The sequence below is a fragment of the Rathayibacter sp. PhB127 genome, assembly GCF_003751665.1.
Lineage (GTDB): Bacteria > Actinomycetota > Actinomycetes > Actinomycetales > Microbacteriaceae > Rathayibacter > Rathayibacter festucae.
The window spans coordinates 228,756-252,138 of record NZ_RKHW01000003.1; the positions used below are offsets into that span (position 1 = coordinate 228,756).

A 23,383-nucleotide genomic window follows, 5' to 3' on the forward strand; every position below is an offset into this window, starting at 1 on the left:
CGCATCGATGTCGATGTCCACTGCCAGACGCACTCGCCGGAAGGCGGGCCGGATCGCCGCGCTCGCCACGAGCGCCGCCCTCGCCGCCGGAGCGCTGCTCGCGCTCCCCGCGGCCGCCGCCCCCGCGCAGGCCGCCGACGCCTTCCGCATCACCCCCAACCCCGCCGCGGCGGGCGAGTCGTTCGAGGGCTGGGGCACGAGCCTCGTCTGGTTCGCGAACGCCACCGGCAACTACCCCGAGGCCCTCCGCGAGGAGCTCTACCAGAAGGTCTTCGGCGACGACGGCCTCGATCTCAACATCGCCCGCTACAACATCGGCGGCGGCAACGCCTCCGACGTGAAGGACTACCTCCGCCCCGGCGGCGCGGTCGAGGGCTGGTGGAAGCAGAACCCGGCCGGTGACGCCGCGACCTACGGCGGCACGAGCACGAACTACGCCGACCGCGACGCGCTCCTGGCCAAGTGGAACGCGGGCGACGCCTCCTCCTACGACTGGACGAGCGACGAGACGCAGCGCTGGTGGGTCGAGAAGCTCGCCGAGGAGAAGCAGATCTCGCACTGGGAGGCGTTCGCCAACTCCGCCCCCTACTTCATGACCGAGAGCGGCTACGTCTCCGGCGGCTTCAACGCCTCGAGCGAGCAGCTGAAGCCCGCCGCGGAGGCGAAGTTCGCGCAGTACCTCGCGACCGTCACCGCGCACATGGAGGACGAGTACGGCATCGAGTTCGACACCCTCGACCCCTTCAACGAGCCGAACACCAACTACTGGGGCACCCAGCTCAGCAACGGCGTCCCCACCGGCGGACGGCAGGAGGGCATGCACATGGGCCCGACCCGCCAGGCCGACCTGATCCCCGACGTGGCGGCCGCCCTCGACGCCTCCTCGAGCGACGCGGGCATCGCCGCAATGGACGAGACCAACCCCAGCATCTTCAAGACCAACTGGGCCGCCTACTCCGCCGCCGTCCGCGCCGAGGTGGACCGGATGAACGTGCACACCTACGGCACCTCCGACCGCCTCGCCGTCCGCGACCTCGCCAAGCAGGCCGACAAGGACCTCTGGATGAGCGAGATCGAGGGCAACTGGGTCGCCGGCTACGACCCGGTCAACATCGAGAACGGCCTCGGCATCGCCGGGCGCATCAACGACGACCTGCGCGAGCTCGAGCCGAAGGCCTGGGTGCTCTGGCAGCCGGTCGAGGACCTCTACAACATGAGCCCGAAGGGCGAGAACCTCAACTGGGGCTCGATCTTCATCGACCTCGACTGCAAGCCGTACCAGGAGGGCGGCGCCGAGGTCTGGAAGTCGGCGCGCCGCGTCGCGGACGCCGGCGGCGACTCCACCAAGGCCCCGGTCTGCGGCGTCGAGACGAACTCGAAGTTCAACACGATCCGCAACTTCACCAAGTTCGTCCACGAGGGCGACCACCTGATGCCCACGAACGACACCTCCTCCACCGCCGCCGTCCGCGGCGACGGCAGCGGCGCGACCGTGGTGCACACCAACACCGGCGCGACCGCGAAGACCGTCGTGCTCGACCTCTCCCGCTTCGGCAGCATCGCCGCCGGCGCGACGGTCACCCCCTACGTCACGACGCAGGCCGCCTCGGCCGCCGCGCCCACCGGCAACGCGCTCGTCGCGAAGCCCGCGGTGACCATCGACCGGGAGTCGCGCACCGCGACCGTCACGGTGCCCGCCAAGTCGGTCACCTCCTTCTCGATCGACGGCGTCTCCGGCGTCGCCGACTCCGCCCCGGCCCTGCGCGACGGCCACCGCTACCAGCTGGTCGGCACGCAGAGCGGCAAGGCGCTGACCGGCAACCCCACCGGCGCCGCGACCACGATCACCACCCTCGCCACCGACTCCACCGCCGCCGCCAAGCAGAGCTGGACCGTCCGCGAGGTCGCCCCCGGCGAGCGCGAGGCCACCCGCCGCGTCGTGCTGCAGAGCAGCGACGGCCGCGTGCTCGGCGCCACGAGCGCCGGCACCGACCTGCGCACGCTCTCGGTCGACGCCGCCAAGGCCGACGCCGCCACCCGCTGGATCGTCAGCACCACCGACGGCACCGCCTACACACTGGTCAACGAGTCGATCGGACTCTCGCTCGACGTCAACGGCCAGTCCAGCACCGAGAACACCACGGTCGGCGTCTACGGCTCGAACGGCGGAGCGAACCAGTCCTGGACGCTGCGCGACCTCGCCCCGTCCGCCGCGCAGACGGTCGCCGTCCGCACCACCGTCGGCGTCGCGCCGACCCTGCCCGCCTCGGTCGCCCCGCAGTACGCCTGGGGCGCCGGAGCACCGATCGCCGTCACCTGGCAGCGCCCGGCCGACTCGGCCTACGCCGCCGCCGGCCGCGTCGAGGTGACCGGCACCGCGACCGACCTCTTCGGCCAGTCGATCCCCGTCACCGCGCTCGTCGACGTCGGCGGCCTCACCGCCACCGACCCGGCGTCGCTCACCGTCGCCGCCGGAGCCTCCGTCGCGGCGGTGCAGGCCGCGGCCCCCGCCACCGTGCCGACCCGCGTCGGCGCCTCGACCAGCACCTTCGCGGTGCCGGTCACCTGGGACTGGACGCCGCTGACCACCGCCTCGCTCGCGGCGCCCGGATCGGTGACGATCTCCGGCACCGCGACGGCCGACGGCCAGACCCTCCCCGCGACGCTCACGGTGCTGGTCACCGCGGGCACGCTGCGGAACTTCAACCCCGATGCGGGCATCGTCGCGACCGCGACCTCGTCCGAGTCGGGCTACGGACCGGAGCGCACCCGCAACGGCGTCGACGGCGACAAGGGCTGGTCCAACTGGACGAGCGGCACCAAGGCCGCGCAGAGCAGCCTGACCTACACCTTCCCCGCCACCCGCCAGGTGCAGCAGGCGTCGGTGCAGTTCCAGCGCGACGGCGGCACCAGCTGGGCGCAGAGCTACCAGCTGCAGTACCAGGGCGCCTCGAGCAGCACGTGGACCGCGGTCCCCGGCTACGAGTCCGCGGTCGCCCTGGCGGCGCCCGCCGACGGCACCGCGCCGACGCTGACCGCGACCTTCGCGCCGGTGACGGCCAAGGCCTTCCGCATCGTGATGAACGCCTACGCCAACACGCACCTCATCGTCTCCGAGACGAAGCTGTACGAGTCGGTGGCCTCGCCCGCCGCGGTCGCCACCCTCGGCGCCCTGCGCGTGAACGGAGTCGGCGTCGCCGGCTTCGAGCCGGCCCGCGGCTCCTACGCCGTGACCGTCGACGGCACGACGATGCCGGTGCTCACCGCGGTGGCCACCGACTCGGCGGCCCGCGTGCGGGTCACGCAGCCGACCACCGCGAACGGCGGAGTCGGCACGATCGCGATCACGTCGGCCGACGGCACCGTCTCGCAGACGACGACCGTGACCGTGACGCTGAAGGCGCCCGCCGCCCTCGCCGTCGCGGCGACGGCCACGACCCGCTGCATCGCCGGCAAGGTCACCCTGACGGTCACGGCGCAGAACAACGCGACCGTCCCCGTCTCGATGACCGTCGCCTCCGCCTACGGCTCGAAGGAGTTCACCGGCATCCTCCCCGGCAAGAACGCCTCCGCCGCCTTCTCGACGCGCGCCGCCTCGGTGCCCGCCGGCCAGGCCACCGTCACCGCGACCGCCACCGTCGACGGCAAGCCCGTCACCACGGTGATCCCGGCGGCGTACGGAGCCCGCACCTGCTGATTCGCGTGCCGTCCGAGCAGCCGCGCAGCGGCGCGCTCATGCTGGTCGAGTAGCCGCGCAGCGGCGTATCGAGACCCACCCGCCGAACACGTGGATCTCGATACGCCCGCTCCGCGGCCTACTCGATCAGCATGATTCCGCCCGCGGATCCGGGCGCGATCCATGCCAGAGGACCAGCGCCCCTTTCATGCTGGTCGAGTAGCCGCGCAGCGGCGTATCGAGACCCACCCTCCTCAGCACGGCGGGTCTGCAGACTCCTGTTCTGACGCAGGTGGATCTCGATACGCGCGCTCCGCGCGCTACTCGATCAGCATGAGTCCGCGAGCACCCGGGAGAAGCCGGGGCCCGATCCAGCTGCTGGACCAGCGGCGCCCTCCCATGCTGGTCGAGGAGCCGCGCAGCGGCGTATCGAGACCCGCCGCAGCCAGGACGCCGGGCGTCAGTCCGTCGCCGCGTCGTAGACCGCGAGCAGGCGGTCGAGGAAGGCCTGCACCGTCGCGCGCTCGGCCTCGTCGAGGTCGGCGACGACCGCCTCGACGCCCGCGATCAGCGGGGCGACGCGCTCCTGCGCGCGCCGCGCCGACTCCTCCGACGCGGTCACGATCAGCTTGCGGCCATCGGTCGGGTGCCGGTCGCGGCGGACGTGCCCGGCCGCTTCGAGGCGGTTCAGCACCAGGGTCGTCGCCGCCGTCGAGACGCCGAGGCGCCCCGCGAGCTCGGTCGGCGTCAGCGGCCCGGCGGACATCAGGTGCGTCATCGCGTCGAGCCCGACGGCGTCGACCGCGAGCGCGCGGGTCAGCGACTGCTCGAAGAGCCGCTGCCGCTCCGTCACCTGCCGCACGCGGGTGCGGATGCCGAGATCGGGCACTTCGGAGGTCATCACGCCAGGGTACTCGTGTACATTGCCAATCTCATTGATTATCAACGAAGGCGGCAACCATGACCCGTGTCCTGATCTCCGGCGCCAGCATCGCCGGACCCGCCCTCGCGTTCTGGCTGCACCGCTACGGCGTCGAGACGACCATCGTCGAGCGCGCCCCCGCCCTCCGGCTCGGCGGGCAGAACGTCGACGTCCGCGGCGCCGGCCGCGAGGTCGCCCGCCGGATGGGCCTCGAGGACGACATCCGCGCCGCGACGACCGGCGAGGTCGGCACCCGCTTCCTCGGCCGCGGCGGGCGCACCCTCGCCGAGTTCCCAGCCGGCACCTCCGACAGCGGCGGCGCGACGGCCGAGCTCGAGATCCTCCGCGGCGACCTCGCGCAGCTCCTCGTCGACCGCACCGTCGAGCACACCGAGTACCGCTACGGCGACCGCATCACCGGCCTCGACGACGACAATGACGTCAGCGGCCGAGCCGCCGTCACCGTCTCCTTCGAGCACGCCCCCGACGAGCGCTTCGACCTCGTCGTCGCTGCCGACGGCATCGGCTCGAGCACCCGCCGGCTCGTCTTCGGCGCGGAGCCGGAGATCCGCTCGCTCGGCCTCGAGACCTCCTACGCCACCGTCCCGCGGACCGCCTCGGACGACGACTGGTGGCGCTGGTACAGCGCGGCCGGCGGGCGCAGCATCACCCTCCGTCCGGACCCGCACGGCACCCTCCGCGTCGCGCTCTCCCAGGTGATCGACCGCCGCCTCGACCGCGCGAGTACCGAGCGACGCTCGCTCGACGAGCAGCGCGCCCACCTCCGCGCGGTCTTCGGCGACGCCGGCTGGGAGGCGCAGCGCGTCCTCCGCGGGCTCGACGAGGCCGACGACCTCTACTACGAGCAGATCGGCCAGGTGCACGCCCCGCGCTGGTCGAGCGGGCGGGTCGCGCTGGTCGGCGACGCCGCGTACTGCGCCTCCCCGGTGAGCGGGATGGGGACGAGCCTGTCGCTCGCGGGCGCGTACGTGCTCGCCGGCGAGCTCGCGGCGCACGTGGATCCGCGCGACGGCTTCGCGGGGTACGAGCGGATCATGCGGCCCTACGTCAAGCAGGCGCAGGCGCTGCCGCCGGGCGTGCCGCGGGTCGCGAACCCGGTCTCGCGGCTCGGAGTGGCGGCGTTCGGGCTCGCGGTGAAGGTCGCGGCGACGCCGGTGATCGGGCGGACGATGGGGCGGTTCTTCACGCCGCCTGCTGATGCGATCGAGCTGCCGGAGTACTCGCACCTGGAGGTCTGACGGGGCGGGATCTCGATACGCCCCTGCGGGGCTACTCGATCACCATGGAAGGCCCGCCTGTCGGAGGGCGCAGCATGCAAGAGCCGCGGGCCCACCCATGCTGGTCGAGTAGCCGCGGAGCGGCGTATCGAGACCCGACCCGTCAGTGCGCCTCGGCCGGCTCGCCGCGCTTCAGGACACGGCGGACGCCCGTGACGGCGGCGACGACGATCAGGCCGAGCACGAGGCCGAAGATCATCGAGACGAAGGTGTCGGCGATCCAGACGACGACCGGGCCGGCGCCCTCGACCGCGTGGGTGACGAAGTGCACGAGGTCGTAGGGGCCGTGCCAGAAGGTCTCGGCCAGGTTCGCGGTGACGAGGTGCCCGCCGACCCAGAGCATCGCCAGCGTGCCGATGATGCTGATGGTGCGGAAGACGGCCGGCATCGAGGCGACGATGCGCACGCCGAAGCGCCGGACGCCGCGAGCCGCGTTCTTCATCAGCCGCAGCCCGACGTCGTCGATCTTGACCAGCAGAGCGACCGCGCCGTAGACGAGCAGCGTCATGCCGAGGCCGACCACGGCGAGCGCCCCGAGCGTCCCGCCGAAGCCGAGGTCGGTGTCGAGCCCGTCGAGGGCGATCAGCATGATCTCGGTGCTGAGGATGAGGTCGGTGCGGACGGCGCCGAACACGAGCTTCTTCTCGTCGCGCGCCTCCGTCTCGCCCGCCGCGTGGTGCACGCCGAACCACTCGAGCACCTTCTCCGCACCCTCGAAGCAGAGGAAGGCGCCGCCGACGATCAGCAGGTAGGGCAGCACCCAGGGCGCGAACGAGGAGAGCAGCAGCGCGATCGGGATGATGATCACGAACTTGTTGACGAGGCTGCCGAGCGCGATCCGCCCGACCACGGGCAGCTCGCGCGCCGGGGTCAGCCCCTGGACGTACTGCGGAGTGACGGCCGCGTCGTCGATGACGACACCGGCCGTCTTCGCGCTCGCCTTCAGGGCGGCGGTGAGGATGTCATCGACGACGGCGAGCAGGCCGACCGACATGGGTGCTCCTTAGCGAGGACGGGTGAGAAGCCTCACAGTATCGCCCGCAGTCGACACCTTCGAGCGGCCCGGGCGGCCCGGGCACCTCAGCGCGGCGCCGGCCCCGTGCTCTCCCGCACGACGAGCTCCGTCGGCGTCAGCGTCACGCCCGAGCGCTCGCCCGACTCCAGCTCGCGCAGCAGGATGTCGACCGAGCGGCGCCCGGTGTCGCCGAACGACTGGTGCACGGTGGTCAGCGGCGGCCAGAAGCTCGCCGACTCCTCCATGTCGTCGAAGCCGACGACGCTGACCTCGCCCGGCACCGCCTTGCCCGCGTCGTGCAGGGCGCGCAGCACGCCGAGCGCCATCTGGTCGTTCGCGGCGAAGACCGCCGTCACGGCCGGATCCGCGGCCAGCTCCCGGCCGATCCGGTACCCCGACGCGCTCGACCAGTCGCCGACGAGCGCCTCGGGCACGGGGGCGCCCTGCGCGCGCAGCGTCGACTCCCACGCCTCCCGGCGCCGCTCGGCCGAGTAGGAGCGCTCCGGCCCGGCGATGTGGTGGACGGTGCGGTGGCCGAGCCCGAGCAGGTGCTCGACGGCCTGGCGCGCGCCCGAGACCTGGTCGGTGTCGACGACCGGGTAGCGGTCGCCGCCGGCCGAGTCGACGACCACGACGGGCAGATCGGGCGGCAGCACGATGTCGGCCTCGTCGAGCAGGTGCGCCTCCATGACGATGATGACGCCGTCGACCGCCTCCTCGCTCAGGCGGTGGAAGGCGACGGACACCTCGCCCTGCGTCGGGTGCGGCACGGGGATGAGGGTGATCGAGTACCCCGCATCGGCCGCGGCGACCGCGATGGCGTCCAGGGTGCGCATGTTGCCGAAGGAGGACAGCGTGAACATGATCACGCCGATGCTGTGGAAGCGGCCGGTGCGCAGGGCCCGCGCGGCGCTGTTGGGCCGGTAGCCGAGGGCGCGCATCGCCTCGAGCACGCGCTCGCGCGTCTCGGTGTCGACGTTCTGCTTGCCGTTGGACACCCGCGAGACGGTCTGCCCGGACACGTTCGCGCGTCGCGCGACGTCGGCCATCGACACGCTCCGTCGGCGTGGGACGGCGGTCGCCGCGTTCGTCTTGATGGCCATGCCGTCCCTCCACGAGTCCCGCGCCGGTGGCGGAACATCGTTTCCCCATCGAAACCTAACGGATCGTGCGCGTGTTGACGTCGCCATGCTACGGTGGCGTCCTGCCATGTTGACGTGAACATGTCGGAACCGACCCCGAACGGAATCTCCTCGATGACGACGACGTCTCCCCCTGTCCCGCTGCGCGAGGTCACCCCTCCGGCCGCACCCCTCGCCGTTCCGCGCAGTCGCGCGAAGAGCGAGTGGAAGGGCCTGGCCTTCGTGGCCCCCTTCCTCGTGGTGTTCCTGCTCGTCTTCATCGCGCCGGTCATCTACTCGATCTACCTCAGCCTGTTCCGCGAGCAGCTCATCGGCGGCAACGCCTTCGTGGGCTTCGAGAACTACCTGGCGATCTTCCGCGACCCGAACTTCTGGGAGGGCTTCGGCCGCGTCCTGCTGTTCCTGGTCGTCCAGGTCCCGGTGATGCTCGTGCTCGCGCTCGTCGCGGCCCTCGCGATCGACAGCGGCCGGCTGCACGGCACCGGCTTCTTCCGCATCGTCGTCTTCCTCCCCTACGCGGTCCCCGCGGTCGTCGCGGTCCTGATGTGGGGCTTCATCTACGGCGACAACTTCGGCCTCACCGCCAACGTCAACGACCTGCTCGGCTCCGACCTGATCGCGCCGTTCTCGCGCGACTGGATCCTGGTCTCGATCGGCAACATCGTCACGTGGGAGTTCGTCGGCTACAACATGCTGATCTTCTACTCCGCGCTGAAGACCATCCCCGGCGAGCTCTACGAGGCCGCCGAGATCGACGGCGCCGGCCCGCTGCGCGTCATCCGCTCGATCAAGCTGCCCGCCCTGCGCGGCGCGATCGTCATCGCCTCGATCTTCTCGATCATCGGCAGCTTCCAGCTGTTCAACGAGCCGAACATCCTCCGGACGCTCGCGCCGAACATCATCACCACCTACTTCACGCCGAACATGTACGCCTACAACCTGTCCTTCGCGGGTCAGCAGTACAACGCGTCGGCCACGGTCGCCATCGTCATGGGCGTGATCACCGCGGTGATCGCCTACGTCGTGCAGCTCCGCGGCGCGCGCAAGGAGAACTGATGGCCATCGCAACCGCACCCCGTCCCACGAAGACCGCTCCGGCCAAGCGCCCCGCCCGCCGCGGCTCCTCGGTCGCCCCGAAGAAGTCGATCGCCTTCACGCTGCTGATGTCGGCGTTCATCCTCTACAGCCTCGTGCCGCTCGCCTGGCTCGTGATCAACGCGACCAAGACCCAGGCCGGCCTGTTCTCGAGCTTCGGCCTCTGGTTCGACGGCGACTTCGTCCTCTTCCAGAACATCGCCGAGACGCTCACCTACCGCGACGGCATCTTCCTCCGCTGGCTCGGCAACACGCTGCTCTACGTGGTGGTCGGCGCGGGCGGAGCGACCCTGCTCGCCACGCTCGCCGGCTACGGCCTCGCGAAGTTCCGCTTCGCCGGGCGCAAGGCGGTCTTCGCGGTCGTCCTCGGCGCGATCGCCGTCCCCGGCACCGCGCTCGCCGTCCCGACCTTCCTGATGTTCAGCCAGCTCGGCCTCACCAACACCCCGTGGGCGATCATCATCCCCTCGCTGATCAGCCCCTTCGGCCTCTACCTGGTCTGGGTCTACGCGGTGGAGTCGGTGCCGACGGAGCTGCTCGAGGCGGCGCGGATGGACGGCGCGGGCGAGTTCCGCACCTTCTTCACCATCTCGATCCGCCTGCTCGCCCCCGGCATCGTCACCGTGCTGCTGTTCTCGGTCGTCGCGACCTGGAACAACTACTTCCTCCCGCTGATCATGCTGAGCGACCCGCAGTGGTACCCGCTCACCGTCGGCCTCAACCAGTGGAACGCGCAGGCCACCGGCGTCAGCGCCCAGCCGATCTACAACCTGGTGATCACCGGCTCGCTGCTGACGATCATCCCGATCGTCGTCGCGTTCCTCGGCCTCCAGCGCTTCTGGCAGTCCGGCCTGAGCGCCGGCAGCGTCAAGGGCTAGGCCCTCCCCACGTACCCACTCCCCGGTCGGAGCGTCCTGCCCCGCACCACTCCACCCGCACCACCCCACAGCACGAAGAAGTGAAGGGAATCACCATGAAGATCGCCCACTCCGCCCTCCGGCGGACCCTGACGGTCGTCGCGGCCGCAGCACTCGCCGCGGGCTCGCTCGCCGCCTGCTCGTCCGGCGGCACCACCGGCGGCGGCACGACCGCCTCCGGCACCGCGGCCGACCTCGACGCCGCGCTCGAGACCGGCGGGAAGATCACCTACTGGAGCTGGACCCCCAGCGCCGAGGCCCAGGTCGCCGCGTTCGAGAAGGCGTACCCGAAGGTCGACGTCGAGCTGGTCAACGCCGGCACGAACAAGGACGAGTACACCAAGCTCGAGAACGCGATCAAGGCCGGCTCGGGCGCCCCCGACGTCGTCCAGATCGAGTACTACGCCATGCCGCAGTTCGCGCTGTCGGACTCGCTGCTCGACCTCTCGCAGTACGGCATGGGCGACCTCGAGGACAAGTTCTCGGCGTCCACCTGGGGCAGCGTCAACATCGACGGCAAGCTCGTCGGCCTCCCGCAGGACTCGGGCCCCATGGCGATGTTCTACAACAAGAAGGTCTTCGACCAGTACGGCATCGCCGTGCCGACCACCTGGGACGAGTACATCGCCGCGGCGAAGTCGCTCCAGGCGGCCGACCCGTCGAAGTTCATCACCGCCGACACCGGCGACGCCGGCTTCGCGACCAGCATGATCTGGCAGGCGGGCGGCGAGCCCTTCACGACCGACGGCACGAACGTCACCGTGAACCTCAAGGACGAGGGCACCGAGAAGTGGACCGGCGTCTGGAACCAGCTCGTCGAGGGCGGCCTCCTCTCCGACACCCCCGCGTGGGGCGACGAGTGGTACAAGGGCCTCGGCGACGGCTCGATCGCCTCGCTGATCACCGGCGCCTGGATGCCCGGCGTGCTCGAGTCCAGCGTCCCCGACGCCTCCGGTGACTGGGCCGTCGCGCCCATCCCGACCTACGACGGCACCGCCGTCAGCGCCGAGAACGGCGGCGGCGGCCAGTCCGTCACCAAGCAGAGCGAGAACCCGGCGCTGGCCGCCGCGTTCCTGCGCTGGCTGAACAGCGACGAGGCCTCGGTCGACGTCTTCCTCGAGAGCGGCGGATTCCCGTCGACCTCGGCCGACCTCAGCAGCCCGGACTTCACCGGCGCCGAGTCCGAGTACTTCGGCGGTCAGAAGATCAACGAGGTGCTGACCCAGGCCTCGACGGACGTCCGTCCCGGCTGGTCGTACCTGCCCTTCCAGGTCTACGCGAACAGCGTCTTCGGCGACACCGTCGGCCAGGCCTACGCCAACAAGTCGAGCCTCGACGACGGCATCGCCGCCTGGCAGAGCAAGCTCGTCGAGTACGGCAACGCTCAGGGCTTCAAGGTCTCCGAGTAGCACTGTTCTCAAGTAGCACTGGCGGCGTTCGAGGCCGGTCGGATCGCTCCGGCCGGCCTCGACCCGTCTCATGATCCTGAGGGGGATCCCGCATGACCACCGCTCCCGACTCCACTGCGTCGACCAACGTGCCGACCGCTGCGCCGACCACTGCGCCCGAGAGCCGCTTCGCCATCGGCGCGACCGACTTCGAGCTCGACGGCAGGCCGCACCGCATCCTGTCGGGAGCGCTGCACTACTTCCGGATCCACCCGGACCTCTGGGCCGACCGGATCCGCAAGGCCCGCCTGATGGGCCTGAACACCATCGAGACCTACGTCGCCTGGAACGCGCACGAGCCCCAGCGCGGCGCGTGGCGCGAGGACGCCGGGCTCGACCTCGGCCGCTTCCTCGACCTGGTCGCCGCCGAGGGCCTGCACGCGATCGTGCGCCCCGGCCCCTACATCTGCGCGGAGTGGAGCAACGGCGGCCTGCCCGCCTGGCTCCTCCGCGACCCCGAGGTGGGCGTGCGCCGCTCCGAGCCGCACTACCTCGCGGCGGTGAGCGAGTACCTCCGGCGGATCTCCGCGATCGTGGCACCGCGCCAGATCGACAACGGCGGGCCCGTCGTGCTCGTGCAGATCGAGAACGAGTACGGCGCGTACGGCTCCGACAAGGAGTACCTCGCCGAGCTGGTCCGCGTCACCCGCGACAGCGGCATCACGGTGCCGCTCACGACGATCGACCAGCCGACCCCGCAGATGCTCGCCGACGGCAGCCTGCCCGGCCTGCACCTGACCGGCTCCTTCGGCTCGCGGACGGCCGAGCGCCTCGCGACGCTGCGCGAGTTCCAGCCGACCGGACCGCTGATGTGCATGGAGTTCTGGTGCGGCTGGTTCGACGACTGGGGCACCCAGCACCACACCACGGACGCGGCGGCCTCCGCGAGCGAGCTCGACGCGCTGCTCGCGGTCGGCGGCTCCGTCAACATCTACATGTTCCACGGCGGCACCAACTTCGGCCTGACCAGCGGCGCGAACGACAAGGGCCGCTACGCCGCGATCACCACGAGCTACGACTACGACGCCCCGCTGAACGAGAGCGGCGACCCGACTGCCAAGTACTGGGCCTTCCGCGAGGTCATCGCGCGCTACGCGCCGGTGCCGGAGGAGGTGCCCGCGGTGTCCCCGCCGGCGCCGGTGCTGACCGCGCCGCTCGTGCCGGGGCCCGCGCTGCTCGGGCTCGACGCGGTCTTCGGGCCGGCGACGCGCCTGGAGACGATGGCGACCTTCGACGACCTCGGGCAGGGCGACGGCTTCGTGCTGTTCACGACGACGCTCGACGCCGGGACTGCTCCCGCCCGGCTGGTCGTCGGCGAGGAGGTGCGCGACCGCGCCTGGGTGCTGCTCGACGGCGTCCCGGTCGGCGTGCTCGCGCGCGACGACCACGAGCGGGCGATCACCCTGCCCCGCGGCACCGGCGAGCTGGCGGTCCTGGTCGAGGACCAGGGCCGGGTGAACTACGGCGAGCGGATCGGCGAGCACAAGGGGCTGATCGGCGGCGTGCGGCTCGACGGCGCGGAGCTGGGCGGCTGGGTCGCCCGGCCGCTCGCGCTGGAGTGCCTGCCCGAGTGCGGCCGGGTGCCCGGGAGCGGGTCGTTCGCGGCCGGACCGGGGCTCGCCTCCGGCTCCTTCGAGCTCGACGCGCAGGCCGACCTGCACCTCGACACGCTGCACTGGGGCAAGGGCCTGGTCTGGGTGAACGGCTTCCTGCTCGGCCGATACTGGCGGCGCGGGCCGCAGCGCACGCTGATCGTGCCGTCGCCGGTCACCCGGGTGGGTCGCAACGAGGTGGTCGTGCTGGAGTTCGAGTCGATCGCGGAGCCGGAGATCCGGCTGCTCGCGCACGCGGACCTGGGGCACACGGAGGTCTAGCGGCGGGGCGGTGTCCGAGGCCTCTGCTAGCCTCGGGCCGCCTCCGCCCGGACGCACGGCGGAGCAGAGGGGGAACCACCATGACGCACACCACCGCCGCCCGAGCCGGAGTCGCCCGAGCCGGAGTCGCCCTCGCGGGCGCCCTGCTGCTCGCGCTGACCGGCTGCACCGCCGCCGCCGAGCCCGAGCCGACCGCCGAGGCGCTGCCGCAGCACACCGACGCCGAGCTGGCGACGATCTTCGACGACATCCAGTTCGTGCCCGCGGAGTTCACCAGCACCGAGGAGATGCTCGGCTCGGTCTACCCGGGGCTCACCGCGACGGACGCCTCCTGCCTCGCGCCGTTCGGCGTCGGCTGGGACGCGGACGACACGCTCACCGACGCCGGTCTCGCCTACGGCACGAGCGCCGACCGCTCGATGACCTCGGTCGTCGCGAGCACCGGCGACGCGGACACCGCCTCCGCCCTCGTCGCCTCCGCCGAGGACGCGCTCGAGCGCTGCGCCGACGGCTCCGAGCTGTTCGCCCTGCAGGGCACCCCCGTGCAGACCACCGTCGAGCAGACCGAGCCGACGATCACCGGCACCGACGAGGCCGTCGGCTGGACCGTCACCGGCGACGTCGGCGGCGCCCCCTTCACCCTCGTCGGCATCACCACCCGCGTCGGCGGCGACGTCGTCGCCCTCGTCGGCTGGGACCCGTCGACGAACACCTCCTACGTCCCCCAGGCCACCCAGCTCTTCGTCGACGCCCTGTAGCGGCGCGGCTCAGTGGCGAGGGAGAGCGCTCGGGCGCTGCAGAACATCAGCTGAGAAGGGGTGGCCTCGGCTGTCAGGGGAGGGACCCTGCTCTCAGCTGATGTTGTGCGGACCCCCTTCCGGTCGAGCAGCGCGCAGCGCGTATCGAGCCGCGAAGCCGCTTCTCGTCTCGGTGGTGAGGGAAAGGACGCGGCGGCGCCGCGCCATGGTGGTCGAGTAGCCCCGCAGGGGCGTATCGAGACCCGCCACCACCAGCAGGGCGGGTCTGCAGACTCGCGTTCTGACGGTGGTGGATCTCGATACGCCCGCTCCGCGGGCTACTCGATCAACATGCAGCGGTCGGCGTCAGCTCAGCCAGGAGAGGCGGCCGCCGTGCGGCGCCGCGAAGGCGAGCGGTGCGTCGTCCGCCGCGAGCAGGAAGGGCGTGCGCTCGGACGCCGTCAGCGCGGCGGCCCGCTCCCGGAGCGACGGCAGCAGCGCCTCCGCCTCGAGCGTCACCAGGCTCGCGCCCGACTCGGCGACCGCCGCCAGCACCCGCTCCCGCGCGGCCCACGGCAGGTACACCAGCGTCCCGAGCGACACCACGACCGTCCGCAGCCCACGCGGCACCGCGGCGAGCACCTCCGGCAGCGCCTCCGCCGCGTCACCCGCGACGATCTCCGGCGGGTCCTCCCGCAGCGTCGCCACGGCGGCCCGGAGCCGCTCGGTGCGCTCCGGCCGGTCCGGCGGCAGCAGCGCCTCCAGCCAGGCGCGGTCCTCGGCGGACCCGACGTCGAGCGGACGCAGGTCCAGCCCGCGCCGCCAGGCCACGACGGGGAGCCGCGAGGGCGCCGCTCCCCCGGTCACCGCGCACTCGAGCACCGGCCCGCCCCGCCCCGGCTCGCCCCGCCCCAGCCGAGTCGTCCCCTCCGCCCCCGTGAACGCGTACGAGTACCGCTCCGGCGCCAGGCACAGCCCGGCCGATGCGCCGATCTCGATCAGCGCGACCGGCTCCCCCGGCTCCGTGATCCGCTCCAGCGCCGCGACCAGCGGGACGCAGCGCAGCGCCTCGTTCGTCTGGGTGAGGCGCTCCGCCGCCACCGGCGCGACCCGCGGCCACTCCCGCCGCAGCCACTCCGCGAAGCCCGGGCCGTCCACCGAGGGCGCCCCGAGCAGCCGCGCCACCGATAACAGCAGCGACGGCTGCCGGTGGGCCGGCGGCAGCTCGTCGATCAGCGCCAGCAGCGCCTCGTCGCCGGCGACGGCGAGCGCCCACTCGACCTGCAGCTCGGAGGTCTGCGCCAGCTCGGCGGCGGCGCGGCGGTAGCGGTCGGCGGTCGGCTCCATGCCTCCATCCTCCGCGATGCCCCACCTGCCGCGACGACCCGCTCAGCGCTCCAGGTGCGGCGGGTGGTCGCCGTGCCGATGCACGATCCGCCAGCCCTGGCCGTCGATGCGGCGGTAGACGTGGGTGACCCGGATGACGAGCGGCGTCGCCTCGCGCCCGTCGATCCGCGTCGCGCCGAGCTCGCGGCCCACCGTGTAGGCCAGATCGCCGGCGACATGGATCAGGTCGTAGTGAGGCGTCAGCCCGCCGCCAGCGAACCGGCTCGCGACCCAGCCGAGCGTCTCGTCGATCGCCGGGCGGCCCCGCTCGATCGTGCCGAACGCGCCGTAGAGGGTCGAGTCCGCGGTGTCGGCCCAGCAGCGGCGGTACGGCTCCGCATCGCCCGCGGCCATCGCGGCGAGCGCCTCGCCGACGGCCCCGAGGGCGAGCACGAAGTCGGGCGGCAGCTCGGTGACGGCGGCGGCGCCGATGGCGGAGGAGGCGGCGGCGTCCATGCGCGGGACTCTACTCCCGAGGTCACCCGCACCGTCGGTGGGCTGCACTGTCGGTGGTCGCCGGTAGAACGGACGCATGTCCGGCATCCGTCAGCGCACCCTCCTCGACGTCCGGCGCATCTACGCCGAGCCGGCCGCGCTCGAGCTGCCCCGCGGGCAGGAGATCGTCGAGCGCTGGCCCGCGGCCGAGATCGTGCCGGTCGACTCGCACTGGAACATCCCGGAGGTGCACGGCGACGAGGCGAACGTCGCGCGCTGGGTGCGGATCAAGACGGAGGCGCTCGTCGTGGGCGTCAAGAAGTCGCTGGTCACCCGCCCCAACGGCCGCTCCGCCGACTTCATCGCCCCCTCCTCCGCCAACGGCTGCGCGATGGCCTGCGTCTACTGCTACGTGCCGCGGCGGAAGGGCTACAGCAACCCGATCACGGTCTTCGCGAACATCGAGCAGATCCAGCGCCACCTCGCCCGCCACATCGCGAAGCAGGGCGTGAAGGCCGAGGCGAACCAGTGCGACCCCGAGGCCTGGGTCTACGACATCGGCGAGAACAGCGACTGCTCGGTGGACGCGCTGCTGAGCGACAACGTCCGCGACCTCTGCGACCTCTTCCGGATGTCGCCGACCACCAAGGCCTCGTTCGCCACCAAGTACGTCAACCGCGAGCTGCTCGAGTGGGACCCGCTCGGCCGCACCCGCATCCGCTTCTCGCTGATGCCCGCCGAGACGGCGAAGGTCACCGACGTGCGCACGTCGCCGATGGCCGAGCGGATCGCCGCGATCAACGACTTCGTCGACGCCGGCTACGAGGTGCACGTCAACTTCTCCCCGGTGATCCTCACCGAGACCTGGCAGCGCGACTGGACCGAGCTCTTCGAGCAGCTCGACGCGGCCCTGCACCCGCGGGCGAAGGCGCAGCTGGCCGCCGAGGTGATCCTGCTCACCCACAACGCGGGCCTGCACGAGGTCAACCTCGGCTGGCACCCGAAGGCCGAGGACCTGCTCTGGGCGCCCCGGATGCAGGAGTCGAAGGTCTCCGAGAACGGCGCCGTCAACATCCGCTACCGCCGCGACCTCAAGCGCGCCGCCCTCGACCGCTTCCTCGCCCTCCTCGCCGAGCGCCTGCCCTACTGCCGCGTCCGCTACGCGTTCTGAGCACGCGGCATCGCGTTCCTGGGAGTCCGCCCGCGGCATCCGGGCGCTGCTTCGCAAAGCGGATAGCGGCCCCCGTTCCAGGGCCGCTCCCCGTATCTTCGGAGAACGGTCGTTCCTGCGACCACTCGCTCGACTCCCCCCTCCGCCCGGCACCCGGCAGAGGGAGTCGCCGCCAGGGCCCTTCGAGCCCGGCGGTGGGTCGGCCTCCTCCGACTCGCACGACGTCCCGGCGCTCCGCCGGTTCCCCCACGTCCCGTCGCGGCCGACACCGCGACTCCCACACAGAACGGCGGCTCCGCACATGGGCGCTCTCCTCTACGGCACTCCGGCCACCTCCCACGAGATCGACGACCGCGCACTCGCGCACCTGCAGATCGTGATGATCAACAAGTTCCGCCGCAACGAGGCCTTCGCCTTCCAGCTGGACGCCTCGAGCGCACACGGCACCGGCCGCCAGACGCTCTGGCTGCACCCGACCATCCCGCTGCAGTTCTCCTTCCACGGCAGCCGCGTCCCCGCCATCAACGGCGCCTGGGTGCGCGCGCTGATGGAGGAGGCCAACAGCGGCCGCGGGCTGCGCATCGTGCCCGAGCCGGCGCAGCAGCCGGACTCCGCCGTCGCCACCGCCGCGGCCTGATCCCGTCACGCAGGCGGGGGGCGGGGAGACGATGATGCACGGAACCGAGCACTGGGCCCCCGACTTCCTCCGGCTCGCCGGGCCGGCGCACCACGACGCGGACTTCGCCTGCTCGACGACGCTCGACGGCGTCACCGGCTCGCTCTGCGTCACCGAGGGACTGCTGGTCCTGGGCGGCACGCAGCCGACCGTCCGGCTGCGGGCGCTCGACATCCGCTCCTGGTGGGACACCTCGACGGGCGGCACGTTCTCGCTCGCCGTCGAATCCGGGGCCCGGCACTCGGTCGTGCTGCTCTCGCAGTTCCGCGGCGCCACGGTGGTCGCCATGACGCAGGCCTTCGGGCCGCGGAAGCGCCGCGCCGCCGCCTAGGCCGTCTCCGCAGGCCGTATCCGCCCAGCGAACTTTCGCGCTGCTGCTCTCGACCTCGATGCGCACGCATGCGACGCTGGGGGCGATGGACGACTCGAACGGCGAGGTCATCCGCTCCGACATCGGCGGGCGGGACTTCGAGCAGGCACGCGCACTGCTCGAGTCGGTGTACAACGGGCACCGCTTCTCGGTGGAGCCGGGCGAGGACTTCTCCTACCGCTACACCTCGGTCGGCGACAGCGACGTCACGCTCCGCGGCAGCCAGTTCGCCGGCTCGATCGAGGGCCGGATCCAGACCGACGGCGAGTACGTCGTCTCCTGGCTCACCGCGGGCGAGGGCGTCACCGACCTCGACCAGGCGCCGATGCGCCAGATCTACGGCCGCCCCGCGATCTTCGTGACCGGCCGGCCGAACGCCTTCGAGTTCCACGACTACCGGCAGAACCTCATCCATTTCGACGGCGGCTACCTCGAGGGCGTCGCCCAGGAGGTGGAGGGCACGGCGGGTGGACCACTGCTGTTCGACACCACCGCGCGCCCCGAGGGCGAGGCGCTGCGCCGCTGGTCGGCCACGGTCGCCGCGGTCGCCCGGGTGATCTACGACGTCGACAGCTCCGCGCTCCTGCGCCAGGAGGCCGACCGCGCCGTCGCCGTCGCGCTGCTCGAGACGTTCCCGCACGAGTCGCTCGCGGCGCCGACCGACCTCGCCGTGCCGCGCAGCGGGCGCCTGCGCACCGCGATCGAGTTCATGTACGCCCATGCGCACGAGCCGATCCGCACCGAGACCATCGCCGAGGCCTGCGGCGTCGGCCTGCGCACTCTGCAGTCGGAGTTCCGCCGCGAGTTCGGCTTCACCGCCGTCGACTACCTGCGCCGCATCCGGCTCGACGCCGTGCGCAAGGAGCTGCGCGCCAAGGCCTCGGGCGAGGTCAGCGTGACCGAGGTGGCGCACCGCTGGGGCTTCGCGCACCTCGGCCGCTTCTCGGCGTCGTACGCGCACCGCTTCGGTGAGCGGCCGAGCACGACGCTCGAGAAGTGACGGGAGCCTAGAAGAAGTCCCCGCCGGTGTCGTGGTCCTCGCTCGCGCGGGCCTCCGTGGTGGGCCGGGCCGGCAGCAGCCGCCGCGTCCTGTCGCGCATGGACTCGACCGCCTCGTCGTCGTCGAGGTCGATCCCGCGGTCGAGTGCCGGGCTGGTGAAGAGCTGGCTGGCGGGCCCGAGCAGCAGGCGGGTCTCGCCGCGCAGCCCCTCGTCGGAGAGCCCCGGGACGACGACGAGGTCGGACTTCCCGACGTTCGCCAGGGCCTGGGCGTACTCGACGACCGCGGTGCACACCGCGTCCCCCAGCAGCACGAATCCGCTCGCGTAGTACAGCTTCTGCATCGTCTTCCCCTCTCGCGCGCACGACCGCGCCGAGATCCGACGCTAGAACGCGGCGCTGAGAGCTCCCACCCCCTTGACGGAGGGCCCGAGAACTCCCTTCCCGCTACTCCTCCGCGCCGCCGACGGGCGTGCGGTTGAGGGTGTAGGCCTGCTCGCTGCCGGCCACGCCCGCGACGATCACCGTGATGGGCGCCGTGTAGGTGCCGAGCGGCCAGGTCAGCAGCAGGTCGGCGGTCTGCTCCTGGGTCCGGCCGTCGACCGGGACCCAGGCGATGGTCTTGCGGTACGAGCCGTCGGCGAGGTCGCGGTTGGTGCGCAGCAGGAGCGTCTGCGAGCCGTCGGAGCCGACGCTCGAGGAGACGACCGAGAAGTTGGGGCCGTCGGCGGCGGTGATGCGCAGCGGAGTCGCGCGCGAGTCGCCGGAGCCGGAGCGGGTCATCCGCGGCGCGACGCTCAGGGTGACGAGCTCGCCGGCGGTGAGCTGCCCGGTGATCGCGATCGCGAGCGGGCGGTTGACGTTGATCTGCTCCTCGCGGAAGCTCTCGGCGGTGAAGGAGGTGTACTCGACCGAGCGGACCGACGGCGCGGGCGGCGGCGTGGCCGAGGCCGCGGCGAGCGGGGCGGCGGCGGCGACCGCGACGATCGGGACGCTCCAGGCGGCGGCGGTCGTGACGGTGCGGCGGGGGATGGCGCTGGATGTGATGGTGCGGCGGGAGGGGGCGGTGGTCATGTCGTCTCCGGACGTCGGCGCGGTGCGTCCCCCTTCCGGGGACACTCGCTCACGCTAACCGACACCTGATGGCCAGCCGAGTCCCTGCGAGCCCTCTCAGTCCGGATGCCACCCCTACGGGGGAGGTGGCGCGGGAGCCCCGCCGGGAGCGCTACTGCTCCGCCGCGCGCGCCACCGCCTCCAGGCGGGCGACGTGCTCCGGCCACCACTCGGCGGGGACCGGCGGCAAATTGTCGCCCGGCGTGCGCAGCCCGACCCGGCCGTCGATCAGCTCGCGGACGATGTCGGCGTGCCCCGCGTGCCGGTGGGTCTCGGCGGTGAGGTGCACGAGGATCCGGTGCAGCGTCACGTCGCGGTTCGTCCACCACGGCACGACGCCCGGCGCGTCGAGGTCGAGCGCGGCCACCGTCGCGTCGGAGTGCGCCCAGACCCGGCGGTACTGCTCCACCACCTGCTCGCGCGACTCGTCCGCCGTCGCCCACATGTCGGAGTTCGGCTCGGATTCGTCCTCCATCCAGGGCATCGGCTCGGGGAACGGCCGGCCGAAGACGGCGCCGAGGTAGCCGGCCTCCGTCCCCGAGACGTGCTTCACCAGGCCGAGCAGGTTGGTGCCGGTGGGTACCAGCGGCCGGCGGAGGTCGTACTCGCCCAGGCCGTCGAGCTTCTGCAGGAGGGCGTCGCGGCCCTCCTGCAGGTAGCGGAGGAGAGTGGCTTTCTGATCCACGGGGCTCTGATCACTGCTCATCGCTCCAGCCTGGCCCGGCTGTCAGAGCACCGCCACCCGCGCGTCCTCGCGCACGACCTCGGTCAGCACGGTGCGCCGGGTCTCGGCGCCGACGGGCGACACCTCGCCGGTCAGCACGACCTCGGCGGTCGCCTCCTTTGTGGCGCAGTCCGGGCCCACCCAGAGCTCGACGAGTCCCGGCTCGACCGAGCGCACGCCGCGCCGGTCGGTGAAGGCGAGCCGCGCGGAGGGGACGTCGAAGCGCACGAGCGCCTCCTCCCCCGCCGCGAGCTCGACCCGCGCGTAGCCGAGGAGCTGCGCGACCGGGCGGGTGACCGAGGCGACCACGTCGCGCGCGTAGAGCTGCACGACGTCGACGCCGTCGCGCTCGCCCGTGTTGCGCACCCGCACGGTCGCGGTGAAGGCGCCGTCGGTGGGTGCCTCGCCTGTTCCGAGATCGGTCGACTCGAGCGCCAGCTCCGACCGGCTGAACGTCGTGTACGCCAGCCCGTGCCCGAACGGCAGGACGGGCGTGCTGTCGGCGCTGGTCACGTCGGAGGGCCCGCCGAGGATCGGGTGCAGGTAGGAGAACGGCTGCGCGCCGGCCGAGCGCGGCAGCGAGACCGGCAGCCGGCCGGACGGCGCGACGCGGCCCGAGAGGACGCCCGTGATCGCGCCGGCCCCCTCCTCCCCCGGGAAGAACGCCTGCAGCACCGCCGCGGGGGCGGAGGCGCCGCGGATCGCCCAGTCGATCGCGTAGGGGCGGCCGGTGAGCAGCACCAGGGCGACCGGCGTGCCGGTGGCGACGACCGCCTCGACCAGCTCGCGCTGACGGCCGGGCAGCTCGAGGCTCTCGACGTCGTTGCCCTCGCCGACGGTGCCGCGGCCGAAGAGCCCGGCGCGGTCGCCGACGACGACCACGGCGATCTCCGCGTCGCGGGCGGCCTCGACGGCCTCGGCGATCCCTGCGGTGTCGTCGGAGGCGCTGTCGGCGGAGGGGTCGTCGCCCTCCACCGAGCAGCCCTCGGCGAGGAGCAGCTCGCTCCCCGGGAACTCGGCGGCGAGCGCCTCGCGCACCGTGCGGATCTCGAAGCCGAGCGGCACGCCCTCGTGGTGCGCCAGCACGTGGTTGGCGAAGGAGTAGCAGCCCATCAGGGCGGGCGCGCTGTCGGCGTTCGGGCCGATCAGGGCGATCCGGCGCGGCTGGGCGAGCGGCAGTCGCCCGTCGTTCGTCAGCAGCACGAGCGACTCCTCGGCCAGGCGGCGGGCGAGGTCGCGGTGCGCGGGCGAGTCCAGGTCGATCGACTCGGGCGGGTCGTCGAAGCGGGCGTCGAGCAGGCCGAGCCGCTCCTTCTGGGCGAGCACCCGCAGCAGCGCGCGGTCGACGATCGCCTCGTCGGCGCCGCCGGAGCGGATCCGCTCGGCGAGCGGCGCGAGGAAGGCGTCGCCGGTCGGCAGCTCCACGTCGATGCCGGCCTCGAGCGCCAGCTGCGCGGCCTCGCCGAGGTCGGCGGCGACGGCGTGCATCAGGTGCAGGAAGGCGACCGCGAAGTAGTCGGCCACCACCACGCCGTCGAACCCCCAGCGCTCGCGGAGCACGCCGGTGAGGTGGGCCGGCGTCGCGCCGACCGGGTCGCCGTCGATCTCCGCGTAGGAGTTCATCACCGAGCGGGCGCCGCCGTCGCGGATCGCCATCTCGAACGGCGGCAGCAGCACGTCGGCGATCTCGCGCGGTCCGGCGTGCACCGGCGCGTGGTTGCGGCCGCCGCGCGAGGCGGAGTAGCCGATGAAGTGCTTGAGTGTCGCGTCGACACCCGCCGACTGCAGTCCGCGCACGTAGGCGGTGCCGATCGTGCCGACCACGTACGGGTCCTCGGCGATGCACTCGTCCACCCGGCCCCAGCGGGGGTCGCGGATCACGTCGAGCACGGGCGCGAGGCCCTGGTGGATGCCGAGCTCGCGCATCGAGCCGCCGATGGCCGCGGCCATCTCCTCGACCAGCTCGGGGTCGAACGAGGCGCCCCAGGCCAGCGGAGTGGGGAAGGTCGCCGCCTTCCACGCCGCGAGGCCGGTCAGGCACTCCTCGTGCACGATCGCCGGGATGCCCAGCCGGGTCTCCTCGACCAGCCGGCGCTGCTCGGCCCACAGCCACTGCGCGCGCTCGACCGGGTCGACCGGGCGGGTGCCGTAGACGCGGGTGAGCTGGCCGATGCCCTCGCGGGTCGCGTCGGCGTAGCCGGTGGAGGTGGCCATCTCGCCGGCCAGCGGCGCGACGACCTCGCCGCCCTGATCGACCCAGTAGCCGACCAGCTGGGTCAGCTTCTCCTCCAGCGTCATCCGGCCGATCAGGTCGGCGACGCGGGCGGAGGGGGCCTGTGTCTCGGTGGTCGGGCTCTCGTTCTTGTCGGTCCTGTGGGTCATGGG

The 23,383-nt window shown here is 72.5% G+C and carries 20 protein-coding genes; 11 read left to right on the top strand and 9 right to left on the bottom strand.

The genetic code is table 11. The features are described 5' to 3' along the window. Positions 1–13 precede the first annotated feature (13 nt). On the top strand, positions 14–3,697 hold the full coding sequence (locus EDF22_RS15635) for a discoidin domain-containing protein (RefSeq protein ID WP_123705792.1): 3,684 nt from the start codon (positions 14–16) through the stop codon (positions 3,695–3,697). A gap of 439 nt (positions 3,698–4,136) precedes the next feature. Here EDF22_RS15635 and EDF22_RS15640 read toward each other — a convergent pair whose 3' ends face one another. Continuing rightward, complete coding sequence (locus EDF22_RS15640; RefSeq protein WP_123705793.1) at positions 4,137–4,577, bottom strand: MarR family winged helix-turn-helix transcriptional regulator; 441 nt, start codon at positions 4,575–4,577, stop codon at positions 4,137–4,139. Between the two features lie 59 nt (positions 4,578–4,636). Between EDF22_RS15640 and EDF22_RS15645 the strand changes: the two genes are divergently transcribed. Then, positions 4,637–5,857 (top strand): FAD-dependent monooxygenase, encoded by a 1,221-nt coding sequence (locus EDF22_RS15645; protein ID WP_123705794.1) that lies wholly within the window; start codon positions 4,637–4,639, stop codon positions 5,855–5,857. Between the two features lie 142 nt (positions 5,858–5,999). On the opposite strand, the gene EDF22_RS15650 is transcribed toward EDF22_RS15645, so the two are convergent. Beyond that, positions 6,000–6,890 carry a DUF808 domain-containing protein gene (locus EDF22_RS15650; protein ID WP_123705795.1) on the bottom strand — a complete coding sequence of 297 codons (891 nt, stop codon included), beginning with the start codon at positions 6,888–6,890 and terminating at the stop codon, positions 6,000–6,002. 86 nt (positions 6,891–6,976) lie between these two features. Further along, complete coding sequence (locus tag EDF22_RS15655) at positions 6,977–8,014, bottom strand: LacI family DNA-binding transcriptional regulator (protein ID WP_123705796.1); 1,038 nt, start codon at positions 8,012–8,014, stop codon at positions 6,977–6,979. A 153-nt stretch (positions 8,015–8,167) separates the two neighbouring features. Here EDF22_RS15655 and EDF22_RS15660 point away from each other — a divergent pair, with 153 nt between their 5' ends. From EDF22_RS15660 to EDF22_RS15680, 5 genes are all read left to right on the top strand, one after another. Then, on the top strand, positions 8,168–9,109 hold the full coding sequence (locus EDF22_RS15660; protein ID WP_123444496.1) for a carbohydrate ABC transporter permease: 942 nt from the start codon (positions 8,168–8,170) through the stop codon (positions 9,107–9,109). Then, entirely contained in the window at positions 9,109–10,026 is a 918-nt protein-coding gene (locus EDF22_RS15665; protein WP_123705797.1) for a carbohydrate ABC transporter permease, read from the top strand. The genes EDF22_RS15660 and EDF22_RS15665 overlap by 1 nt, the downstream gene beginning before the upstream one ends. Before the next feature lie 95 nt (positions 10,027–10,121). After that, complete coding sequence (locus EDF22_RS15670; protein ID WP_123705954.1) at positions 10,122–11,474, top strand: sugar ABC transporter substrate-binding protein; 1,353 nt, start codon at positions 10,122–10,124, stop codon at positions 11,472–11,474. 92 nt (positions 11,475–11,566) lie between these two features. Then, positions 11,567–13,387, top strand: coding sequence for a beta-galactosidase family protein (locus EDF22_RS15675; protein ID WP_123705798.1), 1,821 nt, complete (start codon positions 11,567–11,569; stop codon positions 13,385–13,387). Positions 13,388–13,467: 80 nt separating this feature from the next. Further along, positions 13,468–14,145, top strand: coding sequence for a hypothetical protein (locus EDF22_RS15680; protein WP_123705799.1), 678 nt, complete (start codon positions 13,468–13,470; stop codon positions 14,143–14,145). 345 nt (positions 14,146–14,490) lie between these two features. On the opposite strand, the gene EDF22_RS15685 is transcribed toward EDF22_RS15680, so the two are convergent. Further along, on the bottom strand, positions 14,491–15,471 hold the full coding sequence (locus EDF22_RS15685; protein ID WP_123705800.1) for a DUF2332 domain-containing protein: 981 nt from the start codon (positions 15,469–15,471) through the stop codon (positions 14,491–14,493). Positions 15,472–15,513: 42 nt separating this feature from the next. Continuing rightward, positions 15,514–15,966: a DUF4440 domain-containing protein gene (locus tag EDF22_RS15690; protein ID WP_185038985.1), complete on the bottom strand. Its 453-nt coding sequence runs from the start codon at positions 15,964–15,966 to the stop codon at positions 15,514–15,516. 85 nt (positions 15,967–16,051) lie between these two features. On the opposite strand from EDF22_RS15690, the gene EDF22_RS15695 reads away from it, so the two are divergent. From EDF22_RS15695 to EDF22_RS15710, 4 genes are all read left to right on the top strand, one after another. Further along, positions 16,052–17,116 carry a spore photoproduct lyase family protein gene (locus EDF22_RS15695; RefSeq protein WP_397460172.1) on the top strand — a complete coding sequence of 355 codons (1,065 nt, stop codon included), beginning with the start codon at positions 16,052–16,054 and terminating at the stop codon, positions 17,114–17,116. 301 nt (positions 17,117–17,417) lie between these two features. Then, positions 17,418–17,753 carry an ATP-dependent DNA ligase gene (locus EDF22_RS15700; protein ID WP_123705802.1) on the top strand — a complete coding sequence of 112 codons (336 nt, stop codon included), beginning with the start codon at positions 17,418–17,420 and terminating at the stop codon, positions 17,751–17,753. A 31-nt stretch (positions 17,754–17,784) separates the two neighbouring features. Then, positions 17,785–18,123, top strand: a complete 339-nt coding sequence (locus EDF22_RS15705) for a hypothetical protein (RefSeq protein ID WP_123447515.1) — start codon at positions 17,785–17,787, stop codon at positions 18,121–18,123. A gap of 85 nt (positions 18,124–18,208) precedes the next feature. Continuing rightward, complete coding sequence (locus EDF22_RS15710; RefSeq protein WP_166649706.1) at positions 18,209–19,162, top strand: AraC family transcriptional regulator; 954 nt, start codon at positions 18,209–18,211, stop codon at positions 19,160–19,162. Between the two features lie 7 nt (positions 19,163–19,169). On the opposite strand, the gene EDF22_RS15715 is transcribed toward EDF22_RS15710, so the two are convergent. From EDF22_RS15715 to EDF22_RS15730, 4 genes are all read right to left on the bottom strand, one after another. Then, a complete protein-coding gene (locus tag EDF22_RS15715; RefSeq protein ID WP_123705804.1) occupies positions 19,170–19,505 on the bottom strand; it encodes a hypothetical protein in 336 nt (111 codons plus the stop codon). 103 nt (positions 19,506–19,608) lie between these two features. Continuing rightward, complete coding sequence (locus tag EDF22_RS15720; RefSeq protein WP_123705805.1) at positions 19,609–20,235, bottom strand: hypothetical protein; 627 nt, start codon at positions 20,233–20,235, stop codon at positions 19,609–19,611. A 151-nt stretch (positions 20,236–20,386) separates the two neighbouring features. Further along, on the bottom strand, positions 20,387–20,980 hold the full coding sequence (locus tag EDF22_RS15725; protein ID WP_123705806.1) for a DinB family protein: 594 nt from the start codon (positions 20,978–20,980) through the stop codon (positions 20,387–20,389). A gap of 21 nt (positions 20,981–21,001) precedes the next feature. Next, positions 21,002–23,380, bottom strand: a complete 2,379-nt coding sequence (locus EDF22_RS15730) for a glycoside hydrolase family 3 N-terminal domain-containing protein (protein WP_260303505.1) — start codon at positions 23,378–23,380, stop codon at positions 21,002–21,004. Positions 23,381–23,383 lie beyond the last annotated feature (3 nt).

Coding starts and splice junctions, on each gene's coding strand:
- EDF22_RS15635 (WP_123705792.1), top strand. CDS start 14: ATGTCCACTGCCAGACGCACTCGCCGGAAGGCGGGCCGGATCGCCGCG.
- EDF22_RS15640 (WP_123705793.1), bottom strand. CDS start 4,577: ATGACCTCCGAAGTGCCCGATCTCGGCATCCGCACCCGCGTGCGGCAG.
- EDF22_RS15645 (WP_123705794.1), top strand. CDS start 4,637: ATGACCCGTGTCCTGATCTCCGGCGCCAGCATCGCCGGACCCGCCCTC.
- EDF22_RS15650 (WP_123705795.1), bottom strand. CDS start 6,890: ATGTCGGTCGGCCTGCTCGCCGTCGTCGATGACATCCTCACCGCCGCC.
- EDF22_RS15655 (WP_123705796.1), bottom strand. CDS start 8,014: ATGGCCATCAAGACGAACGCGGCGACCGCCGTCCCACGCCGACGGAGC.
- EDF22_RS15660 (WP_123444496.1), top strand. CDS start 8,168: ATGACGACGACGTCTCCCCCTGTCCCGCTGCGCGAGGTCACCCCTCCG.
- EDF22_RS15665 (WP_123705797.1), top strand. CDS start 9,109: ATGGCCATCGCAACCGCACCCCGTCCCACGAAGACCGCTCCGGCCAAG.
- EDF22_RS15670 (WP_123705954.1), top strand. CDS start 10,122: ATGAAGATCGCCCACTCCGCCCTCCGGCGGACCCTGACGGTCGTCGCG.
- EDF22_RS15675 (WP_123705798.1), top strand. CDS start 11,567: ATGACCACCGCTCCCGACTCCACTGCGTCGACCAACGTGCCGACCGCT.
- EDF22_RS15680 (WP_123705799.1), top strand. CDS start 13,468: ATGACGCACACCACCGCCGCCCGAGCCGGAGTCGCCCGAGCCGGAGTC.
- EDF22_RS15685 (WP_123705800.1), bottom strand. CDS start 15,471: ATGGAGCCGACCGCCGACCGCTACCGCCGCGCCGCCGCCGAGCTGGCG.
- EDF22_RS15690 (WP_185038985.1), bottom strand. CDS start 15,966: ATGGACGCCGCCGCCTCCTCCGCCATCGGCGCCGCCGCCGTCACCGAG.
- EDF22_RS15700 (WP_123705802.1), top strand. CDS start 17,418: ATGGGCGCTCTCCTCTACGGCACTCCGGCCACCTCCCACGAGATCGAC.
- EDF22_RS15705 (WP_123447515.1), top strand. CDS start 17,785: ATGATGCACGGAACCGAGCACTGGGCCCCCGACTTCCTCCGGCTCGCC.
- EDF22_RS15710 (WP_166649706.1), top strand. CDS start 18,209: ATGGACGACTCGAACGGCGAGGTCATCCGCTCCGACATCGGCGGGCGG.
- EDF22_RS15715 (WP_123705804.1), bottom strand. CDS start 19,505: ATGCAGAAGCTGTACTACGCGAGCGGATTCGTGCTGCTGGGGGACGCG.
- EDF22_RS15720 (WP_123705805.1), bottom strand. CDS start 20,235: ATGACCACCGCCCCCTCCCGCCGCACCATCACATCCAGCGCCATCCCC.
- EDF22_RS15725 (WP_123705806.1), bottom strand. CDS start 20,980: ATGAGCAGTGATCAGAGCCCCGTGGATCAGAAAGCCACTCTCCTCCGC.
- EDF22_RS15730 (WP_260303505.1), bottom strand. CDS start 23,380: ATGACCCACAGGACCGACAAGAACGAGAGCCCGACCACCGAGACACAG.